The 22,948-nt window shown below is 70.7% G+C and carries 18 protein-coding genes; 11 read left to right on the top strand and 7 right to left on the bottom strand.

All coding sequences use genetic code 11. The annotated features are described in order from the left end of the window. Nucleotides 1-480: 480 nt before the first annotated feature. Complete coding sequence (locus tag ACEU5R_RS28505; protein ID WP_392413139.1) at nucleotides 481-1,410, bottom strand: LysR family transcriptional regulator; 930 nt, start codon at nucleotides 1,408-1,410, stop codon at nucleotides 481-483. A 138-nt stretch (nucleotides 1,411-1,548) separates the two neighbouring features. Between ACEU5R_RS28505 and ACEU5R_RS28500 the strand changes: the two genes are divergently transcribed. The 10 genes from ACEU5R_RS28500 to ACEU5R_RS28455 all read left to right on the top strand — a co-directional run bounded on the left by ACEU5R_RS28500 (nucleotide 1,549) and on the right by ACEU5R_RS28455 (nucleotide 13,618). Continuing rightward, nucleotides 1,549-3,087, top strand: a complete 1,539-nt coding sequence (locus ACEU5R_RS28500; protein ID WP_392413137.1) for a 3-hydroxyacyl-CoA dehydrogenase NAD-binding domain-containing protein — start codon at nucleotides 1,549-1,551, stop codon at nucleotides 3,085-3,087. A 43-nt stretch (nucleotides 3,088-3,130) separates the two neighbouring features. After that, entirely contained in the window at nucleotides 3,131-4,309 is a 1,179-nt protein-coding gene (locus ACEU5R_RS28495) for an acetyl-CoA C-acyltransferase (protein ID WP_392413135.1), read from the top strand. 191 nt (nucleotides 4,310-4,500) lie between these two features. Further along, nucleotides 4,501-5,691 (top strand): acyl-CoA dehydrogenase family protein, encoded by a 1,191-nt coding sequence (locus ACEU5R_RS28490; RefSeq protein WP_392413140.1) that lies wholly within the window; start codon nucleotides 4,501-4,503, stop codon nucleotides 5,689-5,691. Nucleotides 5,692-5,700: 9 nt separating this feature from the next. Continuing rightward, a complete protein-coding gene (locus ACEU5R_RS28485; RefSeq protein ID WP_392413134.1) occupies nucleotides 5,701-6,852 on the top strand; it encodes an acyl-CoA dehydrogenase family protein in 1,152 nt (383 codons plus the stop codon). Continuing rightward, nucleotides 6,849-8,801 carry an acyl-CoA synthetase gene (locus ACEU5R_RS28480; RefSeq protein ID WP_392413132.1) on the top strand — a complete coding sequence of 651 codons (1,953 nt, stop codon included), beginning with the start codon at nucleotides 6,849-6,851 and terminating at the stop codon, nucleotides 8,799-8,801. Before ACEU5R_RS28485 ends, ACEU5R_RS28480 begins: the two co-directional genes overlap by 4 nt. Nucleotides 8,802-8,892: 91 nt before the next feature. Next, on the top strand, nucleotides 8,893-9,870 hold the full coding sequence (locus ACEU5R_RS28475; protein ID WP_392413131.1) for a tripartite tricarboxylate transporter substrate binding protein: 978 nt from the start codon (nucleotides 8,893-8,895) through the stop codon (nucleotides 9,868-9,870). Nucleotides 9,871-10,036: 166 nt separating this feature from the next. Further along, nucleotides 10,037-10,846: a MetQ/NlpA family ABC transporter substrate-binding protein gene (locus ACEU5R_RS28470; protein ID WP_392413129.1), complete on the top strand. Its 810-nt coding sequence runs from the start codon at nucleotides 10,037-10,039 to the stop codon at nucleotides 10,844-10,846. Nucleotides 10,847-10,849: 3 nt separating this feature from the next. Next, nucleotides 10,850-12,217, top strand: coding sequence for an LLM class flavin-dependent oxidoreductase (locus ACEU5R_RS28465; RefSeq protein WP_392413127.1), 1,368 nt, complete (start codon nucleotides 10,850-10,852; stop codon nucleotides 12,215-12,217). 105 nt (nucleotides 12,218-12,322) lie between these two features. Next, complete coding sequence (locus ACEU5R_RS28460) at nucleotides 12,323-13,009, top strand: GntR family transcriptional regulator (protein ID WP_103274757.1); 687 nt, start codon at nucleotides 12,323-12,325, stop codon at nucleotides 13,007-13,009. Between the two features lie 162 nt (nucleotides 13,010-13,171). Beyond that, nucleotides 13,172-13,618 (top strand): universal stress protein, encoded by a 447-nt coding sequence (locus ACEU5R_RS28455; protein WP_103274758.1) that lies wholly within the window; start codon nucleotides 13,172-13,174, stop codon nucleotides 13,616-13,618. Here ACEU5R_RS28455 and ACEU5R_RS28450 read toward each other — a convergent pair. The 3 genes from ACEU5R_RS28450 to ACEU5R_RS28440 form a co-directional block, all read right to left on the bottom strand. Further along, the gene (locus ACEU5R_RS28450; protein WP_392413124.1) at nucleotides 13,615-15,510 is read right to left on the bottom strand and encodes an MOSC domain-containing protein; all 1,896 of its coding nucleotides are present in this window, start codon (nucleotides 15,508-15,510) and stop codon (nucleotides 13,615-13,617) included. The genes ACEU5R_RS28455 and ACEU5R_RS28450 overlap by 4 nt on opposite strands. Next, complete coding sequence (locus ACEU5R_RS28445; RefSeq protein ID WP_392413122.1) at nucleotides 15,511-16,674, bottom strand: cystathionine beta-lyase; 1,164 nt, start codon at nucleotides 16,672-16,674, stop codon at nucleotides 15,511-15,513. Between the two features lie 95 nt (nucleotides 16,675-16,769). Beyond that, on the bottom strand, nucleotides 16,770-17,693 hold the full coding sequence (locus ACEU5R_RS28440; protein ID WP_392413120.1) for a LysR family transcriptional regulator: 924 nt from the start codon (nucleotides 17,691-17,693) through the stop codon (nucleotides 16,770-16,772). Nucleotides 17,694-17,852: 159 nt separating this feature from the next. Between ACEU5R_RS28440 and ACEU5R_RS28435 the strand changes: the two genes are divergently transcribed. After that, nucleotides 17,853-19,409, top strand: a complete 1,557-nt coding sequence (locus tag ACEU5R_RS28435; protein WP_392413118.1) for an MFS transporter — start codon at nucleotides 17,853-17,855, stop codon at nucleotides 19,407-19,409. Here the strand turns inward: ACEU5R_RS28435 and ACEU5R_RS28430 are convergent. The 3 genes from ACEU5R_RS28430 to ACEU5R_RS28420 all read right to left on the bottom strand — a co-directional run bounded on the left by ACEU5R_RS28430 (nucleotide 19,406) and on the right by ACEU5R_RS28420 (nucleotide 22,840). Beyond that, the gene (locus tag ACEU5R_RS28430) at nucleotides 19,406-20,860 is read right to left on the bottom strand and encodes a M81 family metallopeptidase (RefSeq protein WP_392413116.1); all 1,455 of its coding nucleotides are present in this window, start codon (nucleotides 20,858-20,860) and stop codon (nucleotides 19,406-19,408) included. The two genes, ACEU5R_RS28435 and ACEU5R_RS28430, sit on opposite strands and share 4 nt — an antisense overlap. A gap of 2 nt (nucleotides 20,861-20,862) precedes the next feature. Further along, complete coding sequence (locus ACEU5R_RS28425; protein ID WP_392413114.1) at nucleotides 20,863-21,882, bottom strand: Bug family tripartite tricarboxylate transporter substrate binding protein; 1,020 nt, start codon at nucleotides 21,880-21,882, stop codon at nucleotides 20,863-20,865. 64 nt (nucleotides 21,883-21,946) lie between these two features. Continuing rightward, nucleotides 21,947-22,840, bottom strand: a complete 894-nt coding sequence (locus ACEU5R_RS28420; protein WP_103274765.1) for a MurR/RpiR family transcriptional regulator — start codon at nucleotides 22,838-22,840, stop codon at nucleotides 21,947-21,949. Nucleotides 22,841-22,948 lie beyond the last annotated feature (108 nt).

Here is a 22,948-nt window from a genome sequence, read left to right as displayed (position 1 = left end):
ATTGCTCGTGCCGACGATCGGCCGCTGGCCAGAAACGTTCTTGTCCACGCTGATCGGCAGCGTCTGCGCCAGCACGGACGTCCAGATCTGGGTGTAGAGCACGAGCCAGACAATGGCGGAACGGAACTTGGACATGGTGCGGCGCGCCTCGCAGGCCAGGGGGGGATGTCCGTCGGGGAGGTACGCTGAGAAGGCTCAGGTCCGGACAGAAAGGACAGAGGAAGAAAGTCTGGCGATACGCTAGAGCCGTTGCCGCCGGCATGCCATGGGACGCTTCCGATTTTGGGCGAGGGAAGCGTCAGACTTCACGCGTGAAAAGGCGTGGTCGTTTATGTACGAAGCGGGCGCTGGCGTATCGCGACCGGCCGCAGGCACGGCCCTGCTCGCGGCCGGCGCCGCGGAGCCGGCAAGCGCGATCAATCGCGAAATGGAAATGGATGTCGGCCCCGCGCCAGCCCCCGCGCCCCGCGCGGCCCGCCTTCAGCCCGAGACGCCCAGCAGGCCGGGTTGCCCCTCATGCGCGGCCTGGGCGCGCCGCAGGATGTACTCGATCATCATCGCGATGGCGCGCGGATGGTGGCGGTTAGGCATGTACAGCATATACATGGCGCGACCGAAGATGCTCAGCCGCCAGTCCGGCAGCGCCTGCAGCAGCTCGCCACGCGCCACGTCCTCGTGCACCACGTAGTCGGGCACGATGCCCACGCCCAGACCGGCGCGCATGGCGTCGCGCAGGAAGGCGTAATTGCGCGAGAGCACGGTGGGCTCCAGCACCACATGCTGCCGTGGCTGGCCGCCGTAGTAAGCCGACAGCCGCAGCGGCCGGCCGATGACGGCCGCGCTGATGACGGGGCGGCGCGCCAGGTCCTCGGGCATCGCGGGCAGCCCCTTGGCCTCGGCATAGGCGCGCGAGGCGCAGGCCACGTAGCGGACCTGTCCCAGTTCACGCGCCACCAGGTTCTGCGGCGGTTCCGACATGATGCGCACCGCGATGTCGACCTCGTCGCGCAGCAGATCGTCCACGCTGTTCTCGAACAGCACGTCCAGCACGATGTCGGGATAGTCGCGCTTGAACTCCAGCAGCCAGGGCGTCATGACGAACTGGCCGTAGCCGCTGGGCACGCTGAGCCGGACCTTGCCCTGCGGCGTCTTGCCCAGGCTCTGCACCGACTCGCGCGCGGCGACCAGCTCGTCCTGGATGCTGCGGCCGTGCTGGTAGAGCTTCAGCCCGATCTCGGTGGCTTCCACGCGGCGCGTGCTGCGCCGCACCAGCTGCATGCCGACCGACCGCTCCAGCTGGCTCAGGTGGTAGCTGACATTGGCGCGGGTCATCTTGAGCCGGCGCGCGGCCTCGCTCAGATTGCCCGCGTCCAGGATCTCCACCAGCAGGGTCAGGGATTTGGTGTCCATGTCGGCCTATCGTCGTTCGATTGCGTTCCGCTGCATTGTCAAATTTTATTGATCGCGGTGTCAATTATTGATGGCATTGTCAAGACTTCTTTGCTGATCAAGAATTAGGCGCAGGGCGTGGACCGTTTCAAACGGTCCATGAACCCAGCCCTTACGCCGCGCCCCCAGGGGTCTGTCGCCTGCGATGGCGGCCCGGCGATGAAGAAACCGGCCACGGAGATGGCCAAGGAGACGCAAGCCATGACAGCCCAAGCCAGCGCCGGCACGCGCCACGCGGACGGCCCCGCCGCCGGGGATCCCCAATCAACCTCCCTGGACGCCCAGGCCAACGCCGCGCTGGACGCGGCGCTGCGCGAGGCCGGCCCGGATCCGGTGACGCGCGCCGCCATCGAGCACGCCTTCCACGCCGAACGGCGGACCTGGCGCATTCCCGAGCTGGAGCAGGCCAGGCCGCGCCGGCTGGAGCGCGTCGGCGTGGTGGGCGGCGGCACCATGGGCGCGGGCATCGCCGTGGCGCTGCTCGACGCGGGGCTGCCGGTGGTGATGGTGGAACAGGACGAGGCGGCGCTGGCGCGCGGCCGCGCGCGGGTCGATCAGGTCTACGCGCGACTCGTGGGCAAGGGCCGCATGAGCGAGGACGAACGCGCGGCCCGCATGAACCGCTGGCAAGGCGCCACCACGTATGACGCGCTGGGCGAGGCGGACCTGATCATCGAGGCCGTGTTCGAGGACATGGACGTCAAGCTGGCGGTGTTCGCCGAGTTGGACCGCGTGGCGCGGCCGGGCGCGGTGCTGGCGACCAATACGTCCTATCTGGACATCAACCGCATCGCGCGCGCCACGCGCGGGCCGGCCGACGTACTGGGCCTGCATTTCTTTTCGCCGGCCAACATCATGAAGCTGCTGGAGGTGGTGGCGGGCCAGTCGACCGCGCCCGACACCGTGGCCACCGGTTTCGAACTGGCGCGGCGACTGGGCAAGACGCCCGTGCGGGCCGGCGTCTGCGACGGCTTCATCGGCAACCGCATCCTGGCCGTGCACCGGCAGGCGGCCGACCTGATGATGCAGGACGGCGCCTCGCCCTACGAGATCGACGCGGCCGTGCGCGCCTTCGGCTATCCCATGGGCCCGTACCAAATGGCCGACCTGGCTGGCGGCGACATCGGCTGGGCCACCCGCAAGCGCCGCGCCGCCACGCGCGACCCGGCGCTGCGCTACGTACGCATTCCCGACCTGCTGTGCGAGCGCGGCTGGTTCGGCCAGAAGAGCGGACGCGGCTTCTACCTGTACCCGGACGGCGCGCGCCAGGGCGAGCCCGATCCCGAAGTGCTGGGCCTGATCGACGAGGAACGCCGCCGCGCCGGTGGATCGCCCCGGGCATTCTGCCAGGACGAGATCCAGCGTCGCTACCTGGCCGCCATGATCAACGAGGCCGCCAACGTGCTGCGCGAGGGCATCGCGCTGCGCCCCTCGGATATCGACGTGGTGTTCCTGTACGGCTACGGCTTTCCCCGGCTGCGCGGCGGCCCCATGCACTACGCCGACAGCGTGGGCCTGGAGCGCGTGCTGGCCGATGTGCGCGCCTATGCGGCAGAGGATCCGGCGTTCTGGAAGCCCTCGCCGCTGCTGGCCGAGCTGGCGGCATCCGGGCGCGGTTTCGCCAGCCTGAACCGTTGAACGCGGCGCCGCCCGCCCCTTCCCCTTCCTGCGAGTACGCGACATGAGAGAAGCCGTCATCGTCTCCACCGCACGCACGCCCATCACCAAGGCGCAGCGCGGCGAATTCAACCTGATCGCCGGTCCCACCCTGGCGGCGCACGCCGTGCGCGCCGCGGTGGAACGCGCCGGCCTGGACCCGGCCCTGATCGAGGACGCGCTGATCGGCTGCGGCTATCCCGAGGGCGCCACCGGCCGCAACATCGGCCGCCAGGCCGTGATCCGCGCCGGGCTGCCCGTGTCCGTGGGCGGCGCCACCATCAACCGCTACTGCGCCTCGGGCCTGCAGGCCATCGCTTCGGCGGCCGCGCGCATCGTGATGGACGGCGCGCCGGCCATGATCGCCGGCGGCGTCGAATGCGTTTCGCAGATCCGCACCCGCGACGACGGCGTCAGCGGTCTGGATCCGTGGCTGCTGGCGCACAAGCCCGAGCTGTACCTGCCCATGATCGAGACCGCCGACATCGTCGCCGCCCGCTACGGCATCAGCCGCGAGGCGCAGGACCGCTACGCGGCGCAAAGCCAGCAGCGCACCGAGGCGGCCCAGGCCGCCGGCCGCTATCGGGAAGAGATCATTCCGGTCACCACGGTCATGGCCGTGACCGACCGCGCCACCGGCGCCGTCAGCGAGCGCGAAGTCACCGTGGACCGCGACACCTGCAACCGCCCCGGCACGACCTACGAGGCGCTAGCCGCGCTCAAGCCGGTTCGCGGGGACGGCCAGTTCGTCACCGCCGGCAATGCCTCGCAGCTGTCCGACGGCGCGGCCGCCTGCGTGCTGATGGAAGCGGCCGAGGCCCGCCGCTCCGGCATCGCGCCGCTGGGCGTCTTCCGGGGCCTGGCCATCGCCGGCTGCGAGCCCGACGAGATGGGCATCGGCCCCGTCCATGCCGTGCCAAAACTGCTGGCGCGGCATGGCTTGAAGGTGGACGACATCGACCTGTGGGAGCTGAACGAAGCCTTCGCCTCGCAAGTGCTGTACTGCCAGCAGCGCCTGGGCATTCCAATGGAACGACTGAACGTGAACGGCGGCGCCATCGCGCTGGGACATCCCTTCGGCGTCACCGGCGCGCGGCTGGCCGGCCATGTGCTGCTGGAAGGTCGCCGCCGGGGCGCGCGGTACGCGGTGGTCACGATGTGCGTGGGCGGCGGCATGGGCGCCGCCGGATTGTTCGAAATGTAGAGCCCACCCCGAGCGCTACGCGCTCCCCTCAAGGGGCGCCGCTACGGACCGGAAGGAGAGACTCACCCCAAGCGCTTCGCGCTCCCCCTCAAGGGGCGCCGCTACGGACCGGCAAAGCCGGCTCCGTGCGGCCCCGGTCGAGGCATCAGTTTTTTGAACTACACCGGCGCGCAGCGCCACGGATGACTGATATGGATCTGGAATTCACTGCCGAAGAAACCGCGTTCCGCGACGAGGTGCGGGCCTTCCTGGCCGCGCAACTGCCGGCCGCGCTGTCCGACAAGGTGTTGCGCGGCAGGCCGCTGACGCGCGAGGACATGGCTGGCTGGCACGCCGTGCTGAACCGGCGCGGCTGGCTGGCCAGCCATTGGCCGGTGGAGTACGGCGGCACCGGCTGGAGCAGCACGCAGAAGTTCATCTTCGATAACGAGTGCGCGCTGGCCGGTGCGCCGCGCATCGTGCCCTTTGGCCTGAGCATGCTGGGGCCGGTGCTGATCAAGTACGGCAGCGAGGCGCAGAAGCGCCATTGGCTGCCGCGCATCCTGGACGGCACGGACTGGTGGTGCCAGGGCTATTCCGAGCCGGGCGCGGGGTCCGACCTGGCCGCCGTCCAGACCACGGCGATGCGCGATGGCGACGATTACATCGTCAACGGCCAGAAGACCTGGACCACGCTGGGCCACTACGCCAACATGATCTTCTGCCTGGTGCGCACCTCGCACGAGGGCCGGCGCCAGGAAGGCATCAGCTTCCTGCTGATCGACATGCGCAGCCCGGGCGTGGAAGTACGCCCCATCATCACGCTGGACGGCGAGCACGAGGTCAACGAGGTGTTCTTCTCGGACGTGCGGGTGCCGGCCGCGAACCTGGTGGGCGAGGAAAACCGGGGCTGGACCTGCGCCAAGTACCTGCTGACCTACGAACGCACCAACATCGCCGGCGTCGGGCAGTCGACGGCGGCGCTGGCCCGCTTGAAGGCCGTGGCCGCGCGCCAGCGCCGCAACGGCCGCCCGCTGGCCGACGACCCCGACTTCGCCGCGCGCCTGGCGCGGGTGGAGATCGAGCTGGCCAACATGCGCACCACCAACCTGCGCGTGGTGGCCGCCGTCGCGGGCGGCGGCGCGCCGGGCGCGGAAAGCTCGATGCTGAAGATACGCGGCACCCAGATCCGCCAGGAAATCACCGCGCTGAACCGCCGCGCCATGGGTCCTTATGCCCGGGTCGGCGACGGCGGGACGCTGCATGGCGCCGACACGCCCATCGGGCCGGACGGCGCCGACACCGCCTCGGCGCAGTACTTCAACAACCGCAAGCTGTCGATCTTCGGCGGCTCCAATGAAATCCAGAAAAACATCATCGCCAAGATGATCCTGGGACTGTGAGGGCCGGCCATGAACTTTGAGCACACCGAAGACCGCCGCATGCTGTCCGACATGCTGCGGCGCTTTGTCGCGGAGCAGTACGACATCGCCACGCGCCACCGCAACGCCGGCGCCGAACACGGCCATAGCCCGGAATTCTGGCGCCGCTATGCCGAGCTGGGCGCCATCGGCGCGCTGTTCGCCGAGCGCGACGGCGGCTTGGGCGGCGCCGGTTTCGACATCGCCGTGGTGTTCGAGGCGCTGGGGCGCGGCCTGGTGGTCGAGCCCTTCCTGGACGCGCTCATGGTGGGCAGCGCCATCGCCCAGGCCGGCACGCCGGCGCAGCGCGAATCGCTGGACGGCCTGATCGCCGGCGAGCAGGTCGCGGCGCTGGCCTGCGCCGAGCCGGATGCCGGCTACGAACTGTCGCGCGTCTCGACCCACGCCGAGCGCGACGGCGCGGGCTGGCGGCTGCGCGGGACCAAGGCCGTGGTCAACGCCGGCGGGCACGCCGACCTGTACCTGGTGTCGGCGCGCACGTCCGGCGCCGGAGACGAGGAAGACGGCATCAGCCTGTTCCTGGTCGAGGCCAGCGCGCCGGGCCTGAGCGCCCGTGGCTACGCGCTGGTCGACGGCGGCCGCGCGGCCGAGCTGAGGCTGGACCAGGTGCGCGTGCCGCAAGCGGCGCTGCTGGGCCAGGCCGGCGCCGGCCACGCGCTGCTGGAACACGCCACCGGACGCGGCCTGCTGGCGCTGTGCGCCGAGGCCCTGGGCGCGATGGACTGCGCCCGCGACGCCACGCTGGAATATCTGCGCACGCGCCGCCAGTTCGGCGCGCCCATCGGCAGCTTCCAGGCGCTGCAGCACCGCATGGCCGATCTGTTGCTGGAGATCGAGCAGGCGCGTTCGGCGGTGATCAACGCCGCCGCCGCGCTCGACCTGCCCGACCGGCTGGCGCGCGAACAGGCGCTGTCGGCGGCCAAGTACACCATCGGCCGGATCGGCACGCTGGTGGCCGAGGAAAGCATCCAGCTGCACGGCGGCATCGGCATGACCTGGGAACTGCCGCTGGCCCACTACGCCAAGCGGCTGGTCATGATCGACCACCAGCTGGGCGACGAGGACCACCATCTGCGGCGCTACATCGCGCTGGGCCGCCAACGCGACCGGAGCGCATCATGACCGCCGGCACCGCCCCGCCCGTCACGCAAACGCAGGAGCCGCCGCTGGCGCCGCCCTTCGCCGCGCCCTTCCCGGTGCGCGGCATCGACGACGTGCGACGGCTGGCGGCCCGGCCCCTGGCCGAGACGCTGACGGTGCAAAGCACCTACGAGATCTTCCGCAACTCGGCCGCCGCCTTTGGCGACCGGACGGCCCTGACCTTCCTGAAGACCGCCGACCCGGACGGCGATGCGGTGAGCTGGAGCTACCGCGAACTGCTGGCTGGCATCCACCAGACGGCCAACCTGCTGCACAGCCTGGGGCTGGGCCCGCGCGACGCCGTCGGCATCCTGCTGCCCGGCTGCCTGGAGTACCACCTGGCGCTCTGGGGCGGCGAGGCGGCCTGCGCGGTGCAGCCGCTGAATCCGCTGCTATCCGAGGACAAGCTGGCGGCGCTGCTGAACGCCACCGGCGCGCGCGCGCTGATCGCCTACGGCGCCGAGGCCGACTGCGAATCCTGGACCAAGGCGCTGCGCCTGCGCGAGCGCGTGCCCAGCCTGCGCAGCCTGCTGCGCGTCGCGCCGATGGACGAGCCCGCGTCGGCGCGGCCGGCGCTGCCGGAAGGCGCGCTGGACTTCAACGCCGCGCGCGCCGCCATGCCGGCCGACCGGCTGGCCAGCGGCCGTCGCATCCAGGGCAGCGACGTGGCCGCCTATTTCCATACGGGCGGCACCACCGGCGCGCCCAAGCTGGCCATCCACACGCACGCCAACCAGGTCTTCACCGCCTGGGCCGCGGTGCAGCTGCAGAACGCCGGCCCCGGCGATGTGGTCATCAACGGCTATCCGCTGTTCCACGTGGCCGGCGCCCTGCCCGCCTCGCTGGCCGCGCTGTCGGCCGGCGTCGCCACCATCATCCCCACGACGCAGCTGCTGCGCAACCGCGAGGTGCTGCGCAATTACTGGCGCCTGGTCGAGCGCCATCGCGCCACCTCGCTGCAGGGCGTGCCGACCATCCTGGCGGCGCTGGCCGAGGTGCCGCTGGACGGCGCGGACATTTCCTCGCTGCGCTACTGCCGCACCGGCGCCGCGCCGCTGCCGGCCGAACTGGCCGCGCGCTTCGAGCGGCAATTCGGCCTGCACGTCAACGAAAGCCTGGGCATGACCGAAATGGCCGGCATCTCGTCCATCAGCCCGCCTGGCTCGGCCTTTCCGGTCAACTGCGTGGGCTTTCCGCTGCCCTATGTACAGGTGCGCATCGCCACGCTGGACGCCGCCCCCGGCAGGCCGGCGCGCGACCTGCCGCCCGGCGAGGCCGGCATGGTGCTGTTCAAGGCGCCCAACGTGATCCCCGGCTTCGTCGATCCGGCGGACACCGCACAAGCCTTCACCGAGGATGGCTGGCTCATCAGCGGCGACATCGGCCGGCTGGACGAACAAGGCCGGTTGCATCTGCAAGGCCGGGCCAAGGACCTGATCATCCGGGGCGGCCACAACATCGATCCCAAGACCATCGAGGACGCGCTGGCCTCGCATCCGGCCGTGCGCCTGTGCGCTGCCGTCGGTGCGCCGGACGCCTATGCCGGCGAGCTGCCGGTCGCCTTCGTCACGCTGGCCGAGGAGGCCCGGATCACCGAGGCCGAACTGCTGGCCCATGCCGCCGCCACGGTCGACGAAGGCCCGGCGCGGCCGCGCCGCGTCATCGTGCTGGAACAGATGCCCATGACCAATGTGGGCAAGATCTACAAACCCGACCTGCGCCGCCTGGCCGTCGCCGTATCGGTCCAGGCGCTGGTGGCGCAGTCGCTGCGCGAAAGCGGCCTGCCCGAGGACAGCCCCTGCCTGCGCGTGCTGACCGACGCTGGGCCGCAGGTCGCGGTGCAGGCCCTGCCGGACGCGCCCGTGGCCCTGCGGGCACGGCTGCGCGAGACGCTGGCGCGGCTGCCCGTGTCCGTGCCGCTGCTTGAATGAACACGGAAAAAACGAGCACGCACAGACGCGCAACCCGCCAGGACGCGGCCCCGGGGGCCGCGCCCGCGCATCCCCCAAGGAGACTCCCGCCATGTCCATGCAGTCCCTGCGCCGCGCCCTGCTCGGCGCCGCCCTGTACGCGCTCGCCGCCGCCCTGCCGGCCGCCGCGCAAAGCGCCTTTCCCGCCAAGCCCATCACGCTGATCGTGCCCTTTCCGGCCGGCGGCTCCACCGACCGCCACTTGCGCATCGTGGCGCAGGACGCATCCAAATACCTGGGCCAGCCCGTCATCGTGGAAAACCGGCCGGGCGCCGGCGGCACGCTGGGGCCGGCCAACATGGCCAAGACCGCCAAGCCGGACGGCTACACCATTTCGCTGTACACCCTGGCCATGCTGCGCATGCCCTACATGCACAAGACCCACTGGGATCCGATCAACGATTTCACCTTCATCATCGGCCTGTCGGGCTATACCTTCGGCTTCACCGTGCGCGCCGATTCTCCGTACAGAACCTTCAACGACTACATCGAGGCCGCGCGCAAGGCGCCTGGCAGCATCGACTACGGCTCGACCGGCGCGGGCTCGTCGCCGCACCTGCTGATGGAGGAAGTGGCGCGCAACGCCGGCGTCCAGCTGAACCACGTGCCGTTCAAGGGCAATGCCGACATGCAGCAGGCGCTGTTGGGCGGACACGTGATGGCGCAGAGCGACGCCACCGGCTGGGACCAGTTCGTCGACGCCGGCAAGATGCGCCTCCTGGTCACTTTCGGCGAGCAGCGCACCACGCGCTGGCCCGACGTGCCCACGGCCCAGGAGCTGGGCTACAAGGTCGTGTCGACCTCGCCCTACGGCCTTGCCGGCCCCAAGGGCATGGACCCGGCCGTGGTGCGGACCCTGCACGACGCTTTCAAGCGCGCGCTGTACGACCCGGCCAGCCTGGAGGTGATGCAGCAGTTGAACCAGCAGCCCGCCTATCGCGACAGCCAGGACTACCGCGAATGGGCGCGCGCGACCTACGCCAAGGAAAAGGACCTGATCGAGGCGCTGGGCCTGATGGCCAAGGACTGACGCGCCCTCGCCCTGCCCTGATTGGTTCCGGATTCCCGGCTTAAGCAAATGAGAATTCCTTGTTTGTTCGGCCTGTCCGCGCCGTACCACAATGCACGCCTTTTCCGCCGCCGCGCCGCCTGGCGCGGCGCGGCAACCGCAGTGATGGAGCAGCAACGTGGCAGGCATGAAAGGAATCATCCGGGCGGGCATGGCGGCATTGGCCGCCGTCGCCCTGTTGGGCGGCGGCGCGGCGCGCGCCGACAAACCGCTGACGCTGGGCGTGTCGGTGGGCCTGGGCAATGTGGCGATGGAAATCGCGGTGCGCGAGGCGCGGGCCCAGGGGCTGGACGTCAAGCTGGTGGAGTTTTCCGACTACATCAGCCAGAACGAGGGCGTGAACGACGGCTCGCTGGACGCGAACTACTACCAGCACCTGCCCTATCTGGAAAGCATGATCGCCGCCAAGGGCTACAAGCTGGTGCCGGTGGCGCTGGGCTACACGTCGCGGATGGCGATCTATTCCAAGAAGCACCGCGCGCTGGCCGAGCTGCCCGACGGCGCCGCCATCGCCTACCCCAATGATCCGGTCAACACCGGCCACGCCCTGCTGATCCTGCAGGAAGCCGGCCTCATCACGCTCAAGCCGGACGTGGGCACCAAGGCCACGCTGCGCGACGTCACGGCCAATCCGCGCAAGCTGCGCTTTCGCGAGCTGGAAGGCAGCATCGTGGCGCGCGCGCTGGCCGACGTGGACGCGGCCGTCATCTATCCGGGCTTCGTCGCGGTGGCCGGCGTCAAGCCGGAATCGGCGCTCTACGCCGAGAAGGACAGCTCGCGCTATGCCATCCGCTGGGTCACGCGGCCGGAAAACGCCCAGGACCCGCGCCTGCTGAAGTTCATCGCCATCTATCAGGGCTCGGAGGAAGTGCGCGCCACGCTGCGCCGCCTGTACCACGACCTGATCGCCTTCCCCTGGCTGGAACAGGCGGGCTGAGACATGGGCAAGCAGATCCGGCTCAATGCCTTCGACATGAACACCGTCGGGCACATCGCCCACGGCTACTGGGCGCATCCGCGCGACCAGTCGCGCAACTACCGCGACCTGGACTACTGGGTCGAGCTGGCCGGCATCCTGGAGCGCGGCAAGTTCGACGGCCTGTTCCTGGCCGACACGCTGGGCATGGTGGACGGGCTGGAAAGCGATCCCGGCATCACGCTGCGCGAGGCGGTGCAGGCGCCGATGAACGATCCGCTGCTGCTGGTGTCGGCGATGGCCCACGCCACGCGCCACCTGGGCTTCGGCGTCACCGCCAATCTCAGCCACGCCTATCCTTATGTATTCGCGCGCAGCATGTCCACGCTGGACCACCTGACGCGCGGACGCATCGGCTGGAACATCGTCACCGGCCACCAGGCCAGCGCCGCGCGCGCCCTGGGCCAGGAGCTGGCCGCGCACGACGACCGCTACGCCATCGCCGACGATTTCATGGAAGCCGTCTACAAGCTGTGGGAAGGCAGCTGGGACGACGATGCGGTGCGCGTGGACCGTGAGCGGCGCATCTTCGCCGACCCCGCCGGGATCCGCGTGCAGCGGCACGCGGGGCCGTACTACCGCTATGAGGGCGCGCACCTGTCCGAACCCTCGCCGCAGCGCACGCCGGTGCTGTATCAGGCCGGCGCCTCCAGCCGGGGCCAGCGCTTCGCCGCCGCGCACGCCGAATGCGTGTTCCTGACCGGCGCGCAGCCGGCGGTGCGTGACATCGTCGCCGCGCTGCGCAAACAGGCCCAGGACGCCGGCCGCCGGCGCGAGGACATCCAGGTCTACGCCATGGCCACCGTCATCGTCGGCGAAACCGACGCCCAGGCCTGGGAAAAGCACGCCGAGTACGCGCGCTACGCCAATCCCATGGCGGCGCTGGCGCATTACGGCAGCCAGGTCCACATCGATTTCTCGCTCTACGGCTTGGACGAGCCGATCCAGGCACAGGCCACGCAGGGCATCCAGACCCTGCTGGACTCGATCACCACGCGCAGCGCGCAGACCTGGACCGTGCGCAAGCTGCTGGCGCAGATGCAGAACGGCTACCGGCTGCCGCCCATCGTAGGCAGCCCGCAGACCGTGGCCGACGCGCTGGCGGGCTGGATGCGCGAGACCGACATCGACGGCTTCAACCTCACCCGCCTGGTCGCGCATGAAAGCCTGCGCGACTTCGTCGACCTGGTGGTGCCCGAGCTGCAATCGCGCGGCATCTACAAGGAAGACTACGCGCCCGGCACGCTGCGCGAAAAGCTGTTCGGCGCGGGCGCCGCGCGGCTGCCGGCCTCGCATCCGGCCGCCAGCCACCGGCCCGGCCGCGCCGGTTGAAGCCGGGCGCGCCGGTCGCGCGGACGCGGACATGAGAGCTGAAAAACGGAGTTTGATAGACTGGCGGCCCCACGCCCGCACCCGCCGGCCCGCAGGCCGCCGCCCATGACCCAGCACGCCACCCCAGACCCCAGCGCCGACGACATCGCCAAGGATGTCGCGGCCGCCATCGTCGCGCACCGTCTGCCGCCAGGCACCCGCCTGCGCGAGGAGGCGCTGGGCCGGGCCTACCAGGTCAGCCGCACCAAGATCCGCGCCGCGCTGCTGATGCTGTCCAAGGACAAGCTGATCAATATCGTGCCGGACAAGGGCGCCTTCGTCAGCAAGCCCAGCGCCGACGAGGCGCGCGAGGTCTATGCCGTGCGCCGCATCCTGGAAACCGCGCTGGCGCGCGAGTTCACGGCCCGCGCCCGCCCGGCCGACTTCCGCCGCATCGAGGCCCACCTGGCCCGGGAGCGCCAGGCGCTGGAGAGTGGCGACGCGCAGGCGCGCAACCGCCTGCTGGGCGACTTCCACCTGCTGCTCGCCGAGATCGTAGGCAACCAGGTGCTCACCGACATGCTGCGCGAGCTGCTGGCGCGCAGCGCCGTCATCACCGCGCTGTACCAGAGCACGCACGACGCCGGCTGTTCCTCGCGCGAGCACCGTGCCTTCATCCAGGCCGCGCGCAAGGGCGACGCCGACGCCGCCAGCGCCCTGATGGACGAACACCTGCGCCATGTGCTGGACGCCCTGGATTTCCAGGCCGGCGCGCAAGGCGACGCCGACCTGGTCACCGCGCTGTTGCGCTGACGCGCCGTCCCCTCGTCCGCTTGATCCAGCGCAAGGCGCGGCGCCGGCAAACCGATACAGTGTTACATGCAGCCGGCGTCCGCCGGATGCCGCGTCAGGCGCCCCGCGCGGGCGGCCAGCGCCGCGCGCCCGCACAACCACACGCATGCCGGGAGACGCTTCATGTACAAACACATCCTGATCCCCACCGACGGTTCCGCCTTGTCCAATGAGGCGCTGGTCCGCAGCCTGCAACTGGCCAAGACCTTCGGCGCCGCCGTCACGATCCTGACGGTGGAAGAACCGTTCCATGTGTTCTCGATGGGTTCGGCCCAGCTGGCCGCCAGCCTGAACGACTACCAGGACCAGATCCGCGCCCAGGCCGAACGGCTGCTGAACGATGCCGCCGCCCAGGCGCGCGAGCTGGGCCTGTCTTGCGAGACCTTGCGGGTTTCGCACGAAGACCCGTATCAGGCCATCATCGACGCCGCCGCCAAGCGCGGCTGCGACCTGATCGCCATGGCCTCGCACGGCCGCCGAGGCATGGCCGCCGTGGTACTGGGCAGCCAGACCCAGAAGGTGCTGACGCACTCGACCACGCCGGTGCTGGTGTATCGCAAGCCGTCCTAGGGGCCGATCGCCACATCCGAGACCGGCACCGCGCAACAGGTCAGCACCTCGCGCGGGCCCAGCGGAAACGGCGGGTCCAGCAGATGGGCCACCTGCCCGGCGCGCAGGGTCTGGCGGCAGGCGCCGCACACGCCGGCGCGGCAGTTCGCCGACGGGTTCAGGCCCTGCGCCTCGGCCAGCTCCAGCAACGTGCCATCCTGCCTGCGCCACGTGGCCCGCACGTCCATGCCGTCGAAACAGACCGACAAGGGGCCTTCCACCGGCGCGGGCCGGCGCGCCTGCTGCGTCGCCGAAGGCGAGGCGAACACCTCGCCATGGACGGCGTCCGGCGATACGCCCGCGTCCAGCGCCCAGCGGCGCACATCGGCCATGAAGCCGATCGGCCCGCAGACATAGACCTGCGCATCGGCGGACAGGCCCGCGAATGCGTCGGCGCCCGGCCTGCCTGCCTCGGCCCGCAGCGCGGGCCGAGCGCCATCCCCACGACTCAGAAACAGTCTCGCGCGCGCGTCGGGCAGCGCGTCGACCAGCTCTCGAACCTCGTTCCACAGCGCCAGCGATTGCGCGTCGCGCGCCACGTGCAGGACCCGCACCGGCCGGCCCCGATCCTCCCTCGCCGCCAGCGCCCGCAGCATGGCCACGGCCGGCGTGATGCCGATGCCGGCGGTCGCCAGCACCAACGGACGCATGTCGGGCGGTCCCAGATGGAAGCCGCCGTGGGGTCCGGAAATCAGCAGGTCCGCGCCTTCCCGCAGTCCGGCATGGAGCTGGCGCGACACGGCGTCGCGCTCGCTCTCGTTCTTGATGCTCAGGCGCAGCAGCCCGTCCTCGACCGCCGAGATGGTGTAGGAACGCCAGTACGGCCGCGCGTCCGGCGCCGGCAGGCCGACGCGCAGATGCTGGCCCGGCAAGGGCTCCGGGCGCAGGCGCGCCAGCGGGTCGCGCAGCCAGAAGCTGTCCACCTCGGCGCTTTCGCGCACGCGCCCGACCACCTGCGCATAGCGCGGCCACTGCGCCGGCGGCGGCGCCAGCGGATGCGCGGCATCGGGCGGCGGCGCGGCCAGCGCCGGGCGGGCCGCCTCCGCCAGCGTGATGGCGTCGCCGGCATGCACCCGGCCCGCGCGCAATACGCGCGCATAGACGCCGCAATAGATATGGCCCTCGCCGCCCGCCAGCAGCGCGGGCAGGTTCAGGTCGGCGCGCGCGGTGGCCGGATCGATCGAGGTCGCCTTGCAGCGCTCGATGGGCCGCAGGATCTCAAGCTCGACCTCGGCGCCGATGCGCACGCGCCGTCCGACCCAGGCGAATTCGCGCCAGGCCGGCAGGCCGTCCAGGTACAGGTTGCCGCGAAAGCGCAGCGGGTCCAGTTCCATGCCGGCCTTGCGCGACAGCGCGCGCACGGTCTCCTGGTTGATGAGTGACAGCGGCGCGTCGTCGAAGTCCCACCAGCCCAGGCCGCCCTGGCGACGCGCGAAGCGCGGGACGTCGAGCGCGCCGCGCGGGAACCAGGAGGCGATGGTCCGGTTGGCGGCGTCCCAGGTCGCGGGCGCGGCCACGTCGATGACAGCGTGCTCGCCTCCCGGCGACGCCAACGTCAGGCGCGCGCCGTCACCCTGCTCTTCCAGGCTCAGGCGATAGGCCGGCAATCCTTCGTTGCGGGTCATGCGCACGAAGCCCTGGCATGGCGCCCAGCCCTCGCCCGGGATCACTGCATGGCCGTTGGCGATGCCCAGGCAACGGTCCAGCGCGATGCCCCGGCCGGGCTGCAAGGCCGCCTCGGCCAGCGACTGCCCGCTGAAACCCTTGACCGGATAGCGGTACAGCGCGGCCAGCACGGGCGCGGCAGCTTGCGGCGGCAACGGGCCGCCGTCCATCGGATCATGGCTCATCATTCAGCGCGCCTGCTCCATCGCCGTCAGCGCCTGTGCCAGATCGGCCTTCAGGTCCGCGCACTCTTCCAATCCCACGTTCAGGCGCACCAGCCGGCCCGCGTAGTCGCGACCGGGCCGTTCCAGCGCGGGATAGACCAACGCCAGGCTGGTCACCCCGCCCCAGCTCATGCCGATCTTGAACAGCCGCAGCGCGTCCACGAAGGCCTCGATCTGGCGCGCGCTGTGGCGATCGTCGAACAGCACCGAGAACACGCTGGCCGAGCCGCTGAAATCGCGCTTCCAGGTCTCGTGCCCGGGGCAGGAAGGCAGCGCCGGATGCAGCACCGTGGCGATGCCGGGCTGGCCGGCGAGCCAGCGGGCGATCTCCAGCGCCGAGGCCTCCAGCCGCTCCAGCCTCAGGCCCAGCGTCTGCAGGCCGCGCAACGCCAGGCTGCAATCGTCCGGCGAGACCGCCAGCCCCAGTTGCTTGAAGGTGTCGCCGACGCGATCCTTGTACGCCGCATCGCGCACCGACACCGAGCCCAGCAGCAGGTCGCTATGGCCGCCCACGTACTTGGTCAGGGCCTGGATGCTGATGTCCACGCCATGCGCGAAGGCGTCGAACAGCACGCCGGCGGCATAGGTGTTGTCCAGCGCCACCGGTACGCCGCGAGCGTGCGCCGCCTCGCAGATGGCCGGCACGTCCTGCACTTCCATCGTCACCGAGCCGGGGCTTTCGGTCCAGACCAGCGCGGTGTTCGGACGAATGAGCGCGGCGATGCCGGCGCCGATGAGCGGATCGTAGGCCTCGACCTCGATGCCCAGGCGCTTGAGCATGCCGGCGGCCATTTCCTTGTTGGGGCCGTAGGCGCTGTGCGGCACCAGCGCGTGCGAGCCCGCGCCGCACAAGGCCAGGTAGACCAGCGCGATGGCGGCCTGCCCGCCGGGCACCACGAAGGTGTGCAGCGCGCCTTCCAGCTGGCCCACGCGCGCCCCCAGCTCCAGCGCGGTGGGCGTGCCGTACAGGCCATAGGTGTAGCCCTTGTCGCGATGGCGCCAATCGTCGGCCACGTCGGCCTGCCGCTCGAACAGCACGGTGGAACCGCGATGGGTGGGCACGGCCAGCGAGGCGAAACCGCCACGGGCCAGGGTCTGGGGTTGGACGAGCCGGGTGCGCCAATGCATGGGAAGTCTCGCAGCGTAGAGTTCGGAGCGTGATAATTTAATTCGCGCGGCCCGACGATTTCCCTCTAAATTCACCCTCCAAGCGATGGATTCCGTCAATCCTCCAGGGATTGCGCTGAATCGGCGCCACGCCGCGCCACGCCAGGGTCGCCCGCGTGCAGCAGCTGTTCCATGCGCCCCAGGATCCAGCTGGCGGCGGCGCCGGGCTCGGCGCCCTGCAGCCATAGCGCCCGCACCGACAGCGGCGGCAAGGCAAGGCCCGCGCAGGGCACGCTCGCGAGCTGGTCGCGGTAGACCTCGTACTCGGCGATGTTCAGCGGCAGGATGGCCCAGCCCAGGCCATCCACGGCCATGCTCGCGATGCTGTAGAAGCTGTCGGCGCGCCAGACCATCGGGCTCAGCACCCGCTCGTCCACGCCCTCCATCTTCATCACCAACTGCCGATGCCGGGCCAGGTCGGCGCGCGTGGCCTGCGCCAGCCCGGCCAGCGGATGCGCGTGCGACACGAACACGCCCTGGGCCACGCGGCCCAGATACCGCTCGGCGAAAGCGGGACCCGGATCGCCCCGGTCGAGATGGCAGCCCAGGCTGGCGCGGCCGGCCGCCACGTAGTCGGCGACCTCGGTCGCTGTGCCGTTGAGCTGGGTCAGTTCCAGCGCCGGAAAGCGTTCGGCGATTTCCTTGGCCAGATCGGCCAGCACCAGCGAAGGCAGCGCCTCGTCCAGCGCCACCGACAGGCGCGCCTCCTGGCCCGAGGCGAAGGACAGCGCACGTTGCTGCAAACCATCGGCCTGCCGCAACAGTTCCAGCGCTTCCTGCAGCAGCACTTCGCCGGCCGGCGTCAGCGTGGCATTGCGGCGCGAACGATCGAACAGTTCCACGCCCAGGTCGGCCTCCAGCAGGCCCACCGCCGTGCTGACGGCGGATTGCGCCTTGCCCAGCTGGCGCGCGGCCGCCGAGAACGAACCTTGGGCGGCCGCGGCGGCGAAATGCCTGAGCTGTTCCAACGTCCAGTTCATGATTCGCCCTATCCATCCATTAAGCAGATGGATTCTAACTTTTTTCAATCAAATGGAAGATCGATAATCCGAGCCCGGAACCCGGCCCTCGCGGCCTGCCCGGCGGCGTCCGCCGCTGGCGATCCCAGGTTCCATCAGGTAGATACAAGGAGCAGGACCATGCAGCGCACCCCGACCAACGCCGCCGTGGCCGCACCCGGCCGCTGGCTGGTGCTGGCCATCGTCTCCAGCGCATTGCTGCTGATCGTGATCGACATGACGGTGCTGTACACGGCATTGCCTCGGCTCACCCACGACCTGGGCGTGTCGGCCTCGGCCAAGCTGTGGATCGTCAACATCTATGCCCTGGTCGTGTCCGGCCTGTTGCCGGGCATGGGCACGCTGGGCGACCGGCTCGGCCACAAGCGCCTGTTCATGGCCGGCCTGGCGGTCTTCGGCCTGGCCTCGCTGGCCGCCGCGTACTCGCCCTCCGCCGGCTGGCTGATCGCGGCGCGCACGCTGCTGGCGGTGGGCGCGGCGATGATGATGCCCGCCACGCTGTCCATCCTGCGGCTGACCTTCACCGACGAGCGCGAGCGCGCCATCGCCATCGGCGTCTGGGCCTCGGTGGCGTCCGGCGGCGCGGCGTTCGGCCCCGTCCTGGGCGGCGTGCTGCTGGAGCATTTCTGGTGGGGCTCGGTATTCCTCATCAACCTGCCCATCGTGCTGCTGGCGCTGCCGCTGGCCTGGCGGCTGGTGCCAGCCAGCCGGCCTGACCACAGCCGGCCCTGGGACCTGGTGGGATCGTTGCAGATCATGGCCGGCCTGATCCTGTGCGCCTACGCCCTCAAACAGCTGGGCATGGCCGCGCCGTCCTGGCTGCATGCCAGCCTGGCCTGCGCGGCGGGCGTGGCGATGCTGACGGTGTTTGCCCGCCGCCAACGCGCGCGGCCCTATCCGCTGATCGACTTCACGCTGTTCCGCAACCCCGTCTTCAGCTCGGCCGTGGCCACGGCGCTGTTCGCCGCCGCCGCGCTGCTGGGCATGGAACTGGTCTTCAGCCAGCGCCTGCAGCTGGTGCAGGGCATGTCGCCGATGCAGGCCGCGCTGTACATCCTGCCGCTGTCGCTGGCCGCCTTCGTGGCCGGCCCGCTGGCCGGCTGGATGCTGCCGCGCGTGGGCAGCCGGCGGATGCTGATTTCGTCGCTGCTGGTCTCGGGCGCCGGCATGGGCGGCTACCTGCTCAGCTACGACGCCGCGCTGATCCCGCAGATGGCCAGCCTGTGCGTGCTCGGCGTCGGCATCGGCGCCGCCATGACCGCCGCGTCCGGCACCATCATGCAGAACGCGCCCGCGGAACGCGCGGGCATGGCGGCGTCGATCGAGGAAGTGTCGTATGACCTGGGCAGCGCGTTGGGCGTGACCCTGATGGGATCTCTCCTGTCGGGCGTGTACACGCAATCGCTGGCGATACCAGCCGGCATCGCCAGCTCGCCGGCGCGCGACAGCCTGGATGAAGCGCTGATCGTGGCCGAGAGCCTGCCTGCCGAACTGGGCGGCGCCCTGGCGCAGCTGGCGCGCAGCGCGTTCGACGCGGGCTATGCCGCCGTGCTGGCCAGTTGCACGGCGATGCTGCTGGGCGCGGCGGTCCTCGCGATAGGGCTGAACCGTCGACGCGGCCAAAGCGGGCAGGCCGTCACGGGACAGGCCCGGCCGGCTCGCGCCGCCTCGCGTTAACCCGCGCGCGCCGCGCCAGCCATCCGCCTGAGCGCGCGCAAATCCAGCATCGCCGGCCCCGGCGCATCGATATCCACGATGCGCCGGCAGCGGCCGGCGAAGGCGGCGCGGAAATGGTTCTTGGCCTCCACGCACAGCAGGCGGGTGCGCGTCAGGTCGATGCCATGCAGATCGAAAAAGGCCGGGTCGTTGCACGGTGCGACGTGCGTGGTGACGATGAGCTGCGCCGCGCCCACGGCCAGCACCACGGTCGGCCCGCAATGCACGGCCAGCCCCGTTTCCATCGGGCCGCTGTTGACGAAGACGCCGTCGGTGTAGCGCAGCACCCGCGCGCGCAAGGCCACCGGCTCGCCATACAGCGGCGTGCGCCGCCCGCCCAGGCGCAGGTCCAGCATGGCGCCCTCGCCCGCCGCGCGGGCGCATTCGACCACACCGGGATCGGCCAGACTGGCATAGACGCTGGGTTCCTCCAGGCCGGCGGCCAGCAAGGCCGCCAGCAGCGCGGGCGTGTCGCCAATGCCGCCGGACAGCGGGTTGTCCGCCGGGTCCGTCACCGCCACCAAGCCCGGTGTCCGCAGGGCCTGGCGGATGCCGTCGGCCGGCGCGATGAGCTCGGGCTCGAAGTCGGCGAAGCGCGCCTCATAGGCCGCATAGATCTCATCCAGCGCCCGCGCCGCCGCCTCGCCGGTGTCCGCCCAGACCCATACCGACGCGCCGCTGTGCGCTGAATTGGCATAGGGAAAGCCGCCATGCAGCGCGATGTCACGCAGCGGGCCGACCGTGCGGGCGCGCGCCAGCGCCTGCAGATCCGCCATGGGCCCGGCGTCGGTGCGCATGTTGGCGCTTTGCAGCCACGCGCCGCCATTGCGGAACGCGGCGACGGGACGGATCCCGCCCTCGGCGATGGCGATCAGCCGCTCCAGGCAGCGCGCGGCCGTCTCGCGCATGTCGATGTGCGGATAGGTCCGGTAGCTGGCGCTGCACGACAGCAGCGGCGGCAAGGCCGGCGGGATATTGGCGTGCAGGTCGAAGCTGGCGCCGATCGGAACGCGCGGATGCTCGGCGCGTATGGCGCGCAGCAAGCTCAATTCCGGACTGTCGTCCGCGTCGGTGATGCAGGCGCCATGCAGGCTCAGGTAGATGGCGTCCCAATGCTGGCCGCGTAAATCGTCCAGCACCTCGTCCACGTATGCCTGGAAAAACGGCTGCGGCACGGGGCCGGCCGGCTGGGCCGAGGCGCAACGCGAAGCGCGGACCTCCCAGTCCGAGCGGCTGTCCTGGAAATCCGCGACAGCCGCCAGCTCGGTGGCCTTGCCGCGCGCGGCGTCCAGGCCCGCCTGGCCGCGCAGCCATTCGCGGCGCTCGAAATCCTCGCGGCCGGCCGGCTGCAGGCAAAAGGCGTTGCCTTCGTACCAGAACCGCGCCACCGCCAGCCGCTTGCGTTGCGTCATGTTCACTCCATCCGGATGTTGGCGCCGGCGATGAGCTGCTTGAACTTGCGCTGCTCGGCCGCGATGAAGGCCGCATAGGCCTGGCTGCCCGCGCCGTCCACGCGCGCCCCCAGCGCCTCGATGCGCTGGCGCAGCGCCGGGCGTTGCAAGGCCTGGCCGATGGCGCCTTCCAATCGCGCGACCTCCTTCGGCGGCAGGGACGCCGGGCCGACGATGCCGAACCAGGATTCGATCTCATAGCCCGGCAGCCGCGAGGCGATGGCCGGCACGTCCGGCAGCGCCGTGGCTGGCGTCGGCGAACTGACGCCCAGCGCCGTCACCTTGCCCGACTGGATATGCGCCAGCGCGGTCGGCAGGTTGTCGAACATCAGGTCGATCTGCCCGCCCAGCAGGTCGTTCATGGCGGGAGCCACGCCCTTGTACGGCACATGGGTCAGGTCGATGCCGGCGGCGGCCTTGAGCAGTTCGCCCGCCAGATGGCTGGTGCTGCCCACGCCCGCGCTGCCGTAGGTGATGCGGCCCGGCTCGGCCCGGGCGCGGTCTATCAGTTCACGCAAGGCGCGGATGCCGCTCTGGGCGCTGGCCATCAGCACGTTGGCCACGAAGGCCACGTTGTTGATCGCGGAGAAATCCTTTTCGGCGTTGTAGCCCGGCTTGGGATAGAGATACTGGTTCACCGCCAGCGGACCGGGCGTGGCCATCATGAGCGTCGCGCCGTCGCCGGCCGCGCGCGCCACTTCGGCGGCGCCGATGTTGCCGCCCGCCCCGCCCTTGTTCTCGACCAGCACGGGCTGGCCCAGGACCGCGCGCAGTTCCTCGGCCAGCAGGCGGGCCAGCACATCGGTCGTGCCCCCCGCCGCGAAGGGAACGACCAGACGGATCGGCGGCCGCTTGGCCGCGTCCTGCGCCCGCGACGCGGCGGGTGCGGCCAGGCCGGCGGCCGCCAGCGCCATGCAAAGACTGAAGCGGCGACGGGAAAGCGACGGCGCGGGCGCCAGGGTGGGAATCTGCTGTCGGGACACGATAAGCCTCGGAACGTGGTGAGGATGCGCCGGCCTCAGGCGCGGCCGGCGACGCGGAATCCGGTCATGTTTTCCTGGCGCCCCGGCGCGGGCCCGGCGACGGGCCGCCGAAATAGGCGCTGGACGCGTCCAGCCGCCGCTCGAAGGCGTCGATGCGCTGTTGCGCGGCCTCGCCGCCGGCGGCGGCCAGCTTGGCCAGCAGCCGCTCGACCAGCGCCAGCGATCCCACCATCGAATGGAAATAGGACGGCGTGCCGGCATCGAACAGCAGCGCCTGCGTGGCGTGGGCCTGGATCGGCGCCAGCGGGCTGTCGGTCAGCGCCAGCACCGGCACGCCGGCCTGGCGGCAATCCCGCGCCGCTTCCAGCGTCTGGCGTCCGTAGGGATTCTGGGTGACGCAGACCAGCAGGTCCTCCGGCCCGGCGGCGTCGAGCTGGTCAGGATAGGTGCCGCCCAGTCCATGCACCAGCACGCCGTTGCCGGCGATCATGCTGTACGCGTAGGCGAAGTGATAGCTGATGGCGAAGCAGGACCGCGTGCCCAGGAAATAGAGGCGCCGCGCCGCGCGCATGCGCTGCACGGCCCGCGCGATGTCCTTGGGCGCATTGGCCACCGTGGGCGAGCGCGCATTGTCCAGGTGCGTGCGCAGCAGCGCGTCATCGAACTGGCTGGCGGCTTCGCCTTGCAGGCGGCGCACGCGTTCCTTGTAGGCCGGCGCGCCATGGCCCAGCGCGTCCTGGAACACCTGCCGGAACGGACCGTAGCCTTCATAGCCCAGCGCCTGCGCCAGGCGCGCCATGCTGTTGGGTGACACGCCCGCCTGCGCGGCCTGCTGGCGCATCGACAGCAGGCCCGCGTCGCGCGGATTGCGCGCCACCCAGGCGGCGGCGCGCTGCAACTCGGCGCCCAACGCGGGGACGTGGGCCTCGATCAAGGCCATCAGCTCCTGGATCTGCATCCTTATTTCTACACATTTGTACCTTAACGGTACAAATGTACCAGCGTGCGCGGCCTAGCGGCGCTGGGGAAAACGCCTAGGGGGCGGGGGGGGCCCCCCCGGGCCGCG

The organism is Achromobacter sp. 413638 (assembly GCF_043119405.1).
In the GTDB taxonomy this organism is placed as follows: Bacteria; Pseudomonadota; Gammaproteobacteria; order Burkholderiales; family Burkholderiaceae_B; genus Achromobacter.
Note: the sequence above shows the minus strand (reverse complement) of the source record. Positions and strands in the feature narration are given on the sequence as shown.

Coding starts and splice junctions, on each gene's coding strand:
- ACEU5R_RS28465 (WP_392413127.1), top strand. CDS start 10,850: ATGGGCAAGCAGATCCGGCTCAATGCCTTCGACATGAACACCGTCGGG.
- ACEU5R_RS28460 (WP_103274757.1), top strand. CDS start 12,323: ATGACCCAGCACGCCACCCCAGACCCCAGCGCCGACGACATCGCCAAG.
- ACEU5R_RS28490 (WP_392413140.1), top strand. CDS start 4,501: ATGGATCTGGAATTCACTGCCGAAGAAACCGCGTTCCGCGACGAGGTG.
- ACEU5R_RS28485 (WP_392413134.1), top strand. CDS start 5,701: ATGAACTTTGAGCACACCGAAGACCGCCGCATGCTGTCCGACATGCTG.
- ACEU5R_RS28480 (WP_392413132.1), top strand. CDS start 6,849: ATGACCGCCGGCACCGCCCCGCCCGTCACGCAAACGCAGGAGCCGCCG.
- ACEU5R_RS28455 (WP_103274758.1), top strand. CDS start 13,172: ATGTACAAACACATCCTGATCCCCACCGACGGTTCCGCCTTGTCCAAT.
- ACEU5R_RS28450 (WP_392413124.1), bottom strand. CDS start 15,510: ATGATGAGCCATGATCCGATGGACGGCGGCCCGTTGCCGCCGCAAGCT.
- ACEU5R_RS28420 (WP_103274765.1), bottom strand. CDS start 22,840: ATGCAGATCCAGGAGCTGATGGCCTTGATCGAGGCCCACGTCCCCGCG.
- ACEU5R_RS28495 (WP_392413135.1), top strand. CDS start 3,131: ATGAGAGAAGCCGTCATCGTCTCCACCGCACGCACGCCCATCACCAAG.
- ACEU5R_RS28470 (WP_392413129.1), top strand. CDS start 10,037: ATGAAAGGAATCATCCGGGCGGGCATGGCGGCATTGGCCGCCGTCGCC.
- ACEU5R_RS28505 (WP_392413139.1), bottom strand. CDS start 1,410: ATGGACACCAAATCCCTGACCCTGCTGGTGGAGATCCTGGACGCGGGC.
- ACEU5R_RS28440 (WP_392413120.1), bottom strand. CDS start 17,693: ATGAACTGGACGTTGGAACAGCTCAGGCATTTCGCCGCCGCGGCCGCC.
- ACEU5R_RS28435 (WP_392413118.1), top strand. CDS start 17,853: ATGCAGCGCACCCCGACCAACGCCGCCGTGGCCGCACCCGGCCGCTGG.
- ACEU5R_RS28430 (WP_392413116.1), bottom strand. CDS start 20,860: ATGACGCAACGCAAGCGGCTGGCGGTGGCGCGGTTCTGGTACGAAGGC.
- ACEU5R_RS28445 (WP_392413122.1), bottom strand. CDS start 16,674: ATGCATTGGCGCACCCGGCTCGTCCAACCCCAGACCCTGGCCCGTGGC.
- ACEU5R_RS28500 (WP_392413137.1), top strand. CDS start 1,549: ATGAACCCAGCCCTTACGCCGCGCCCCCAGGGGTCTGTCGCCTGCGAT.
- ACEU5R_RS28475 (WP_392413131.1), top strand. CDS start 8,893: ATGTCCATGCAGTCCCTGCGCCGCGCCCTGCTCGGCGCCGCCCTGTAC.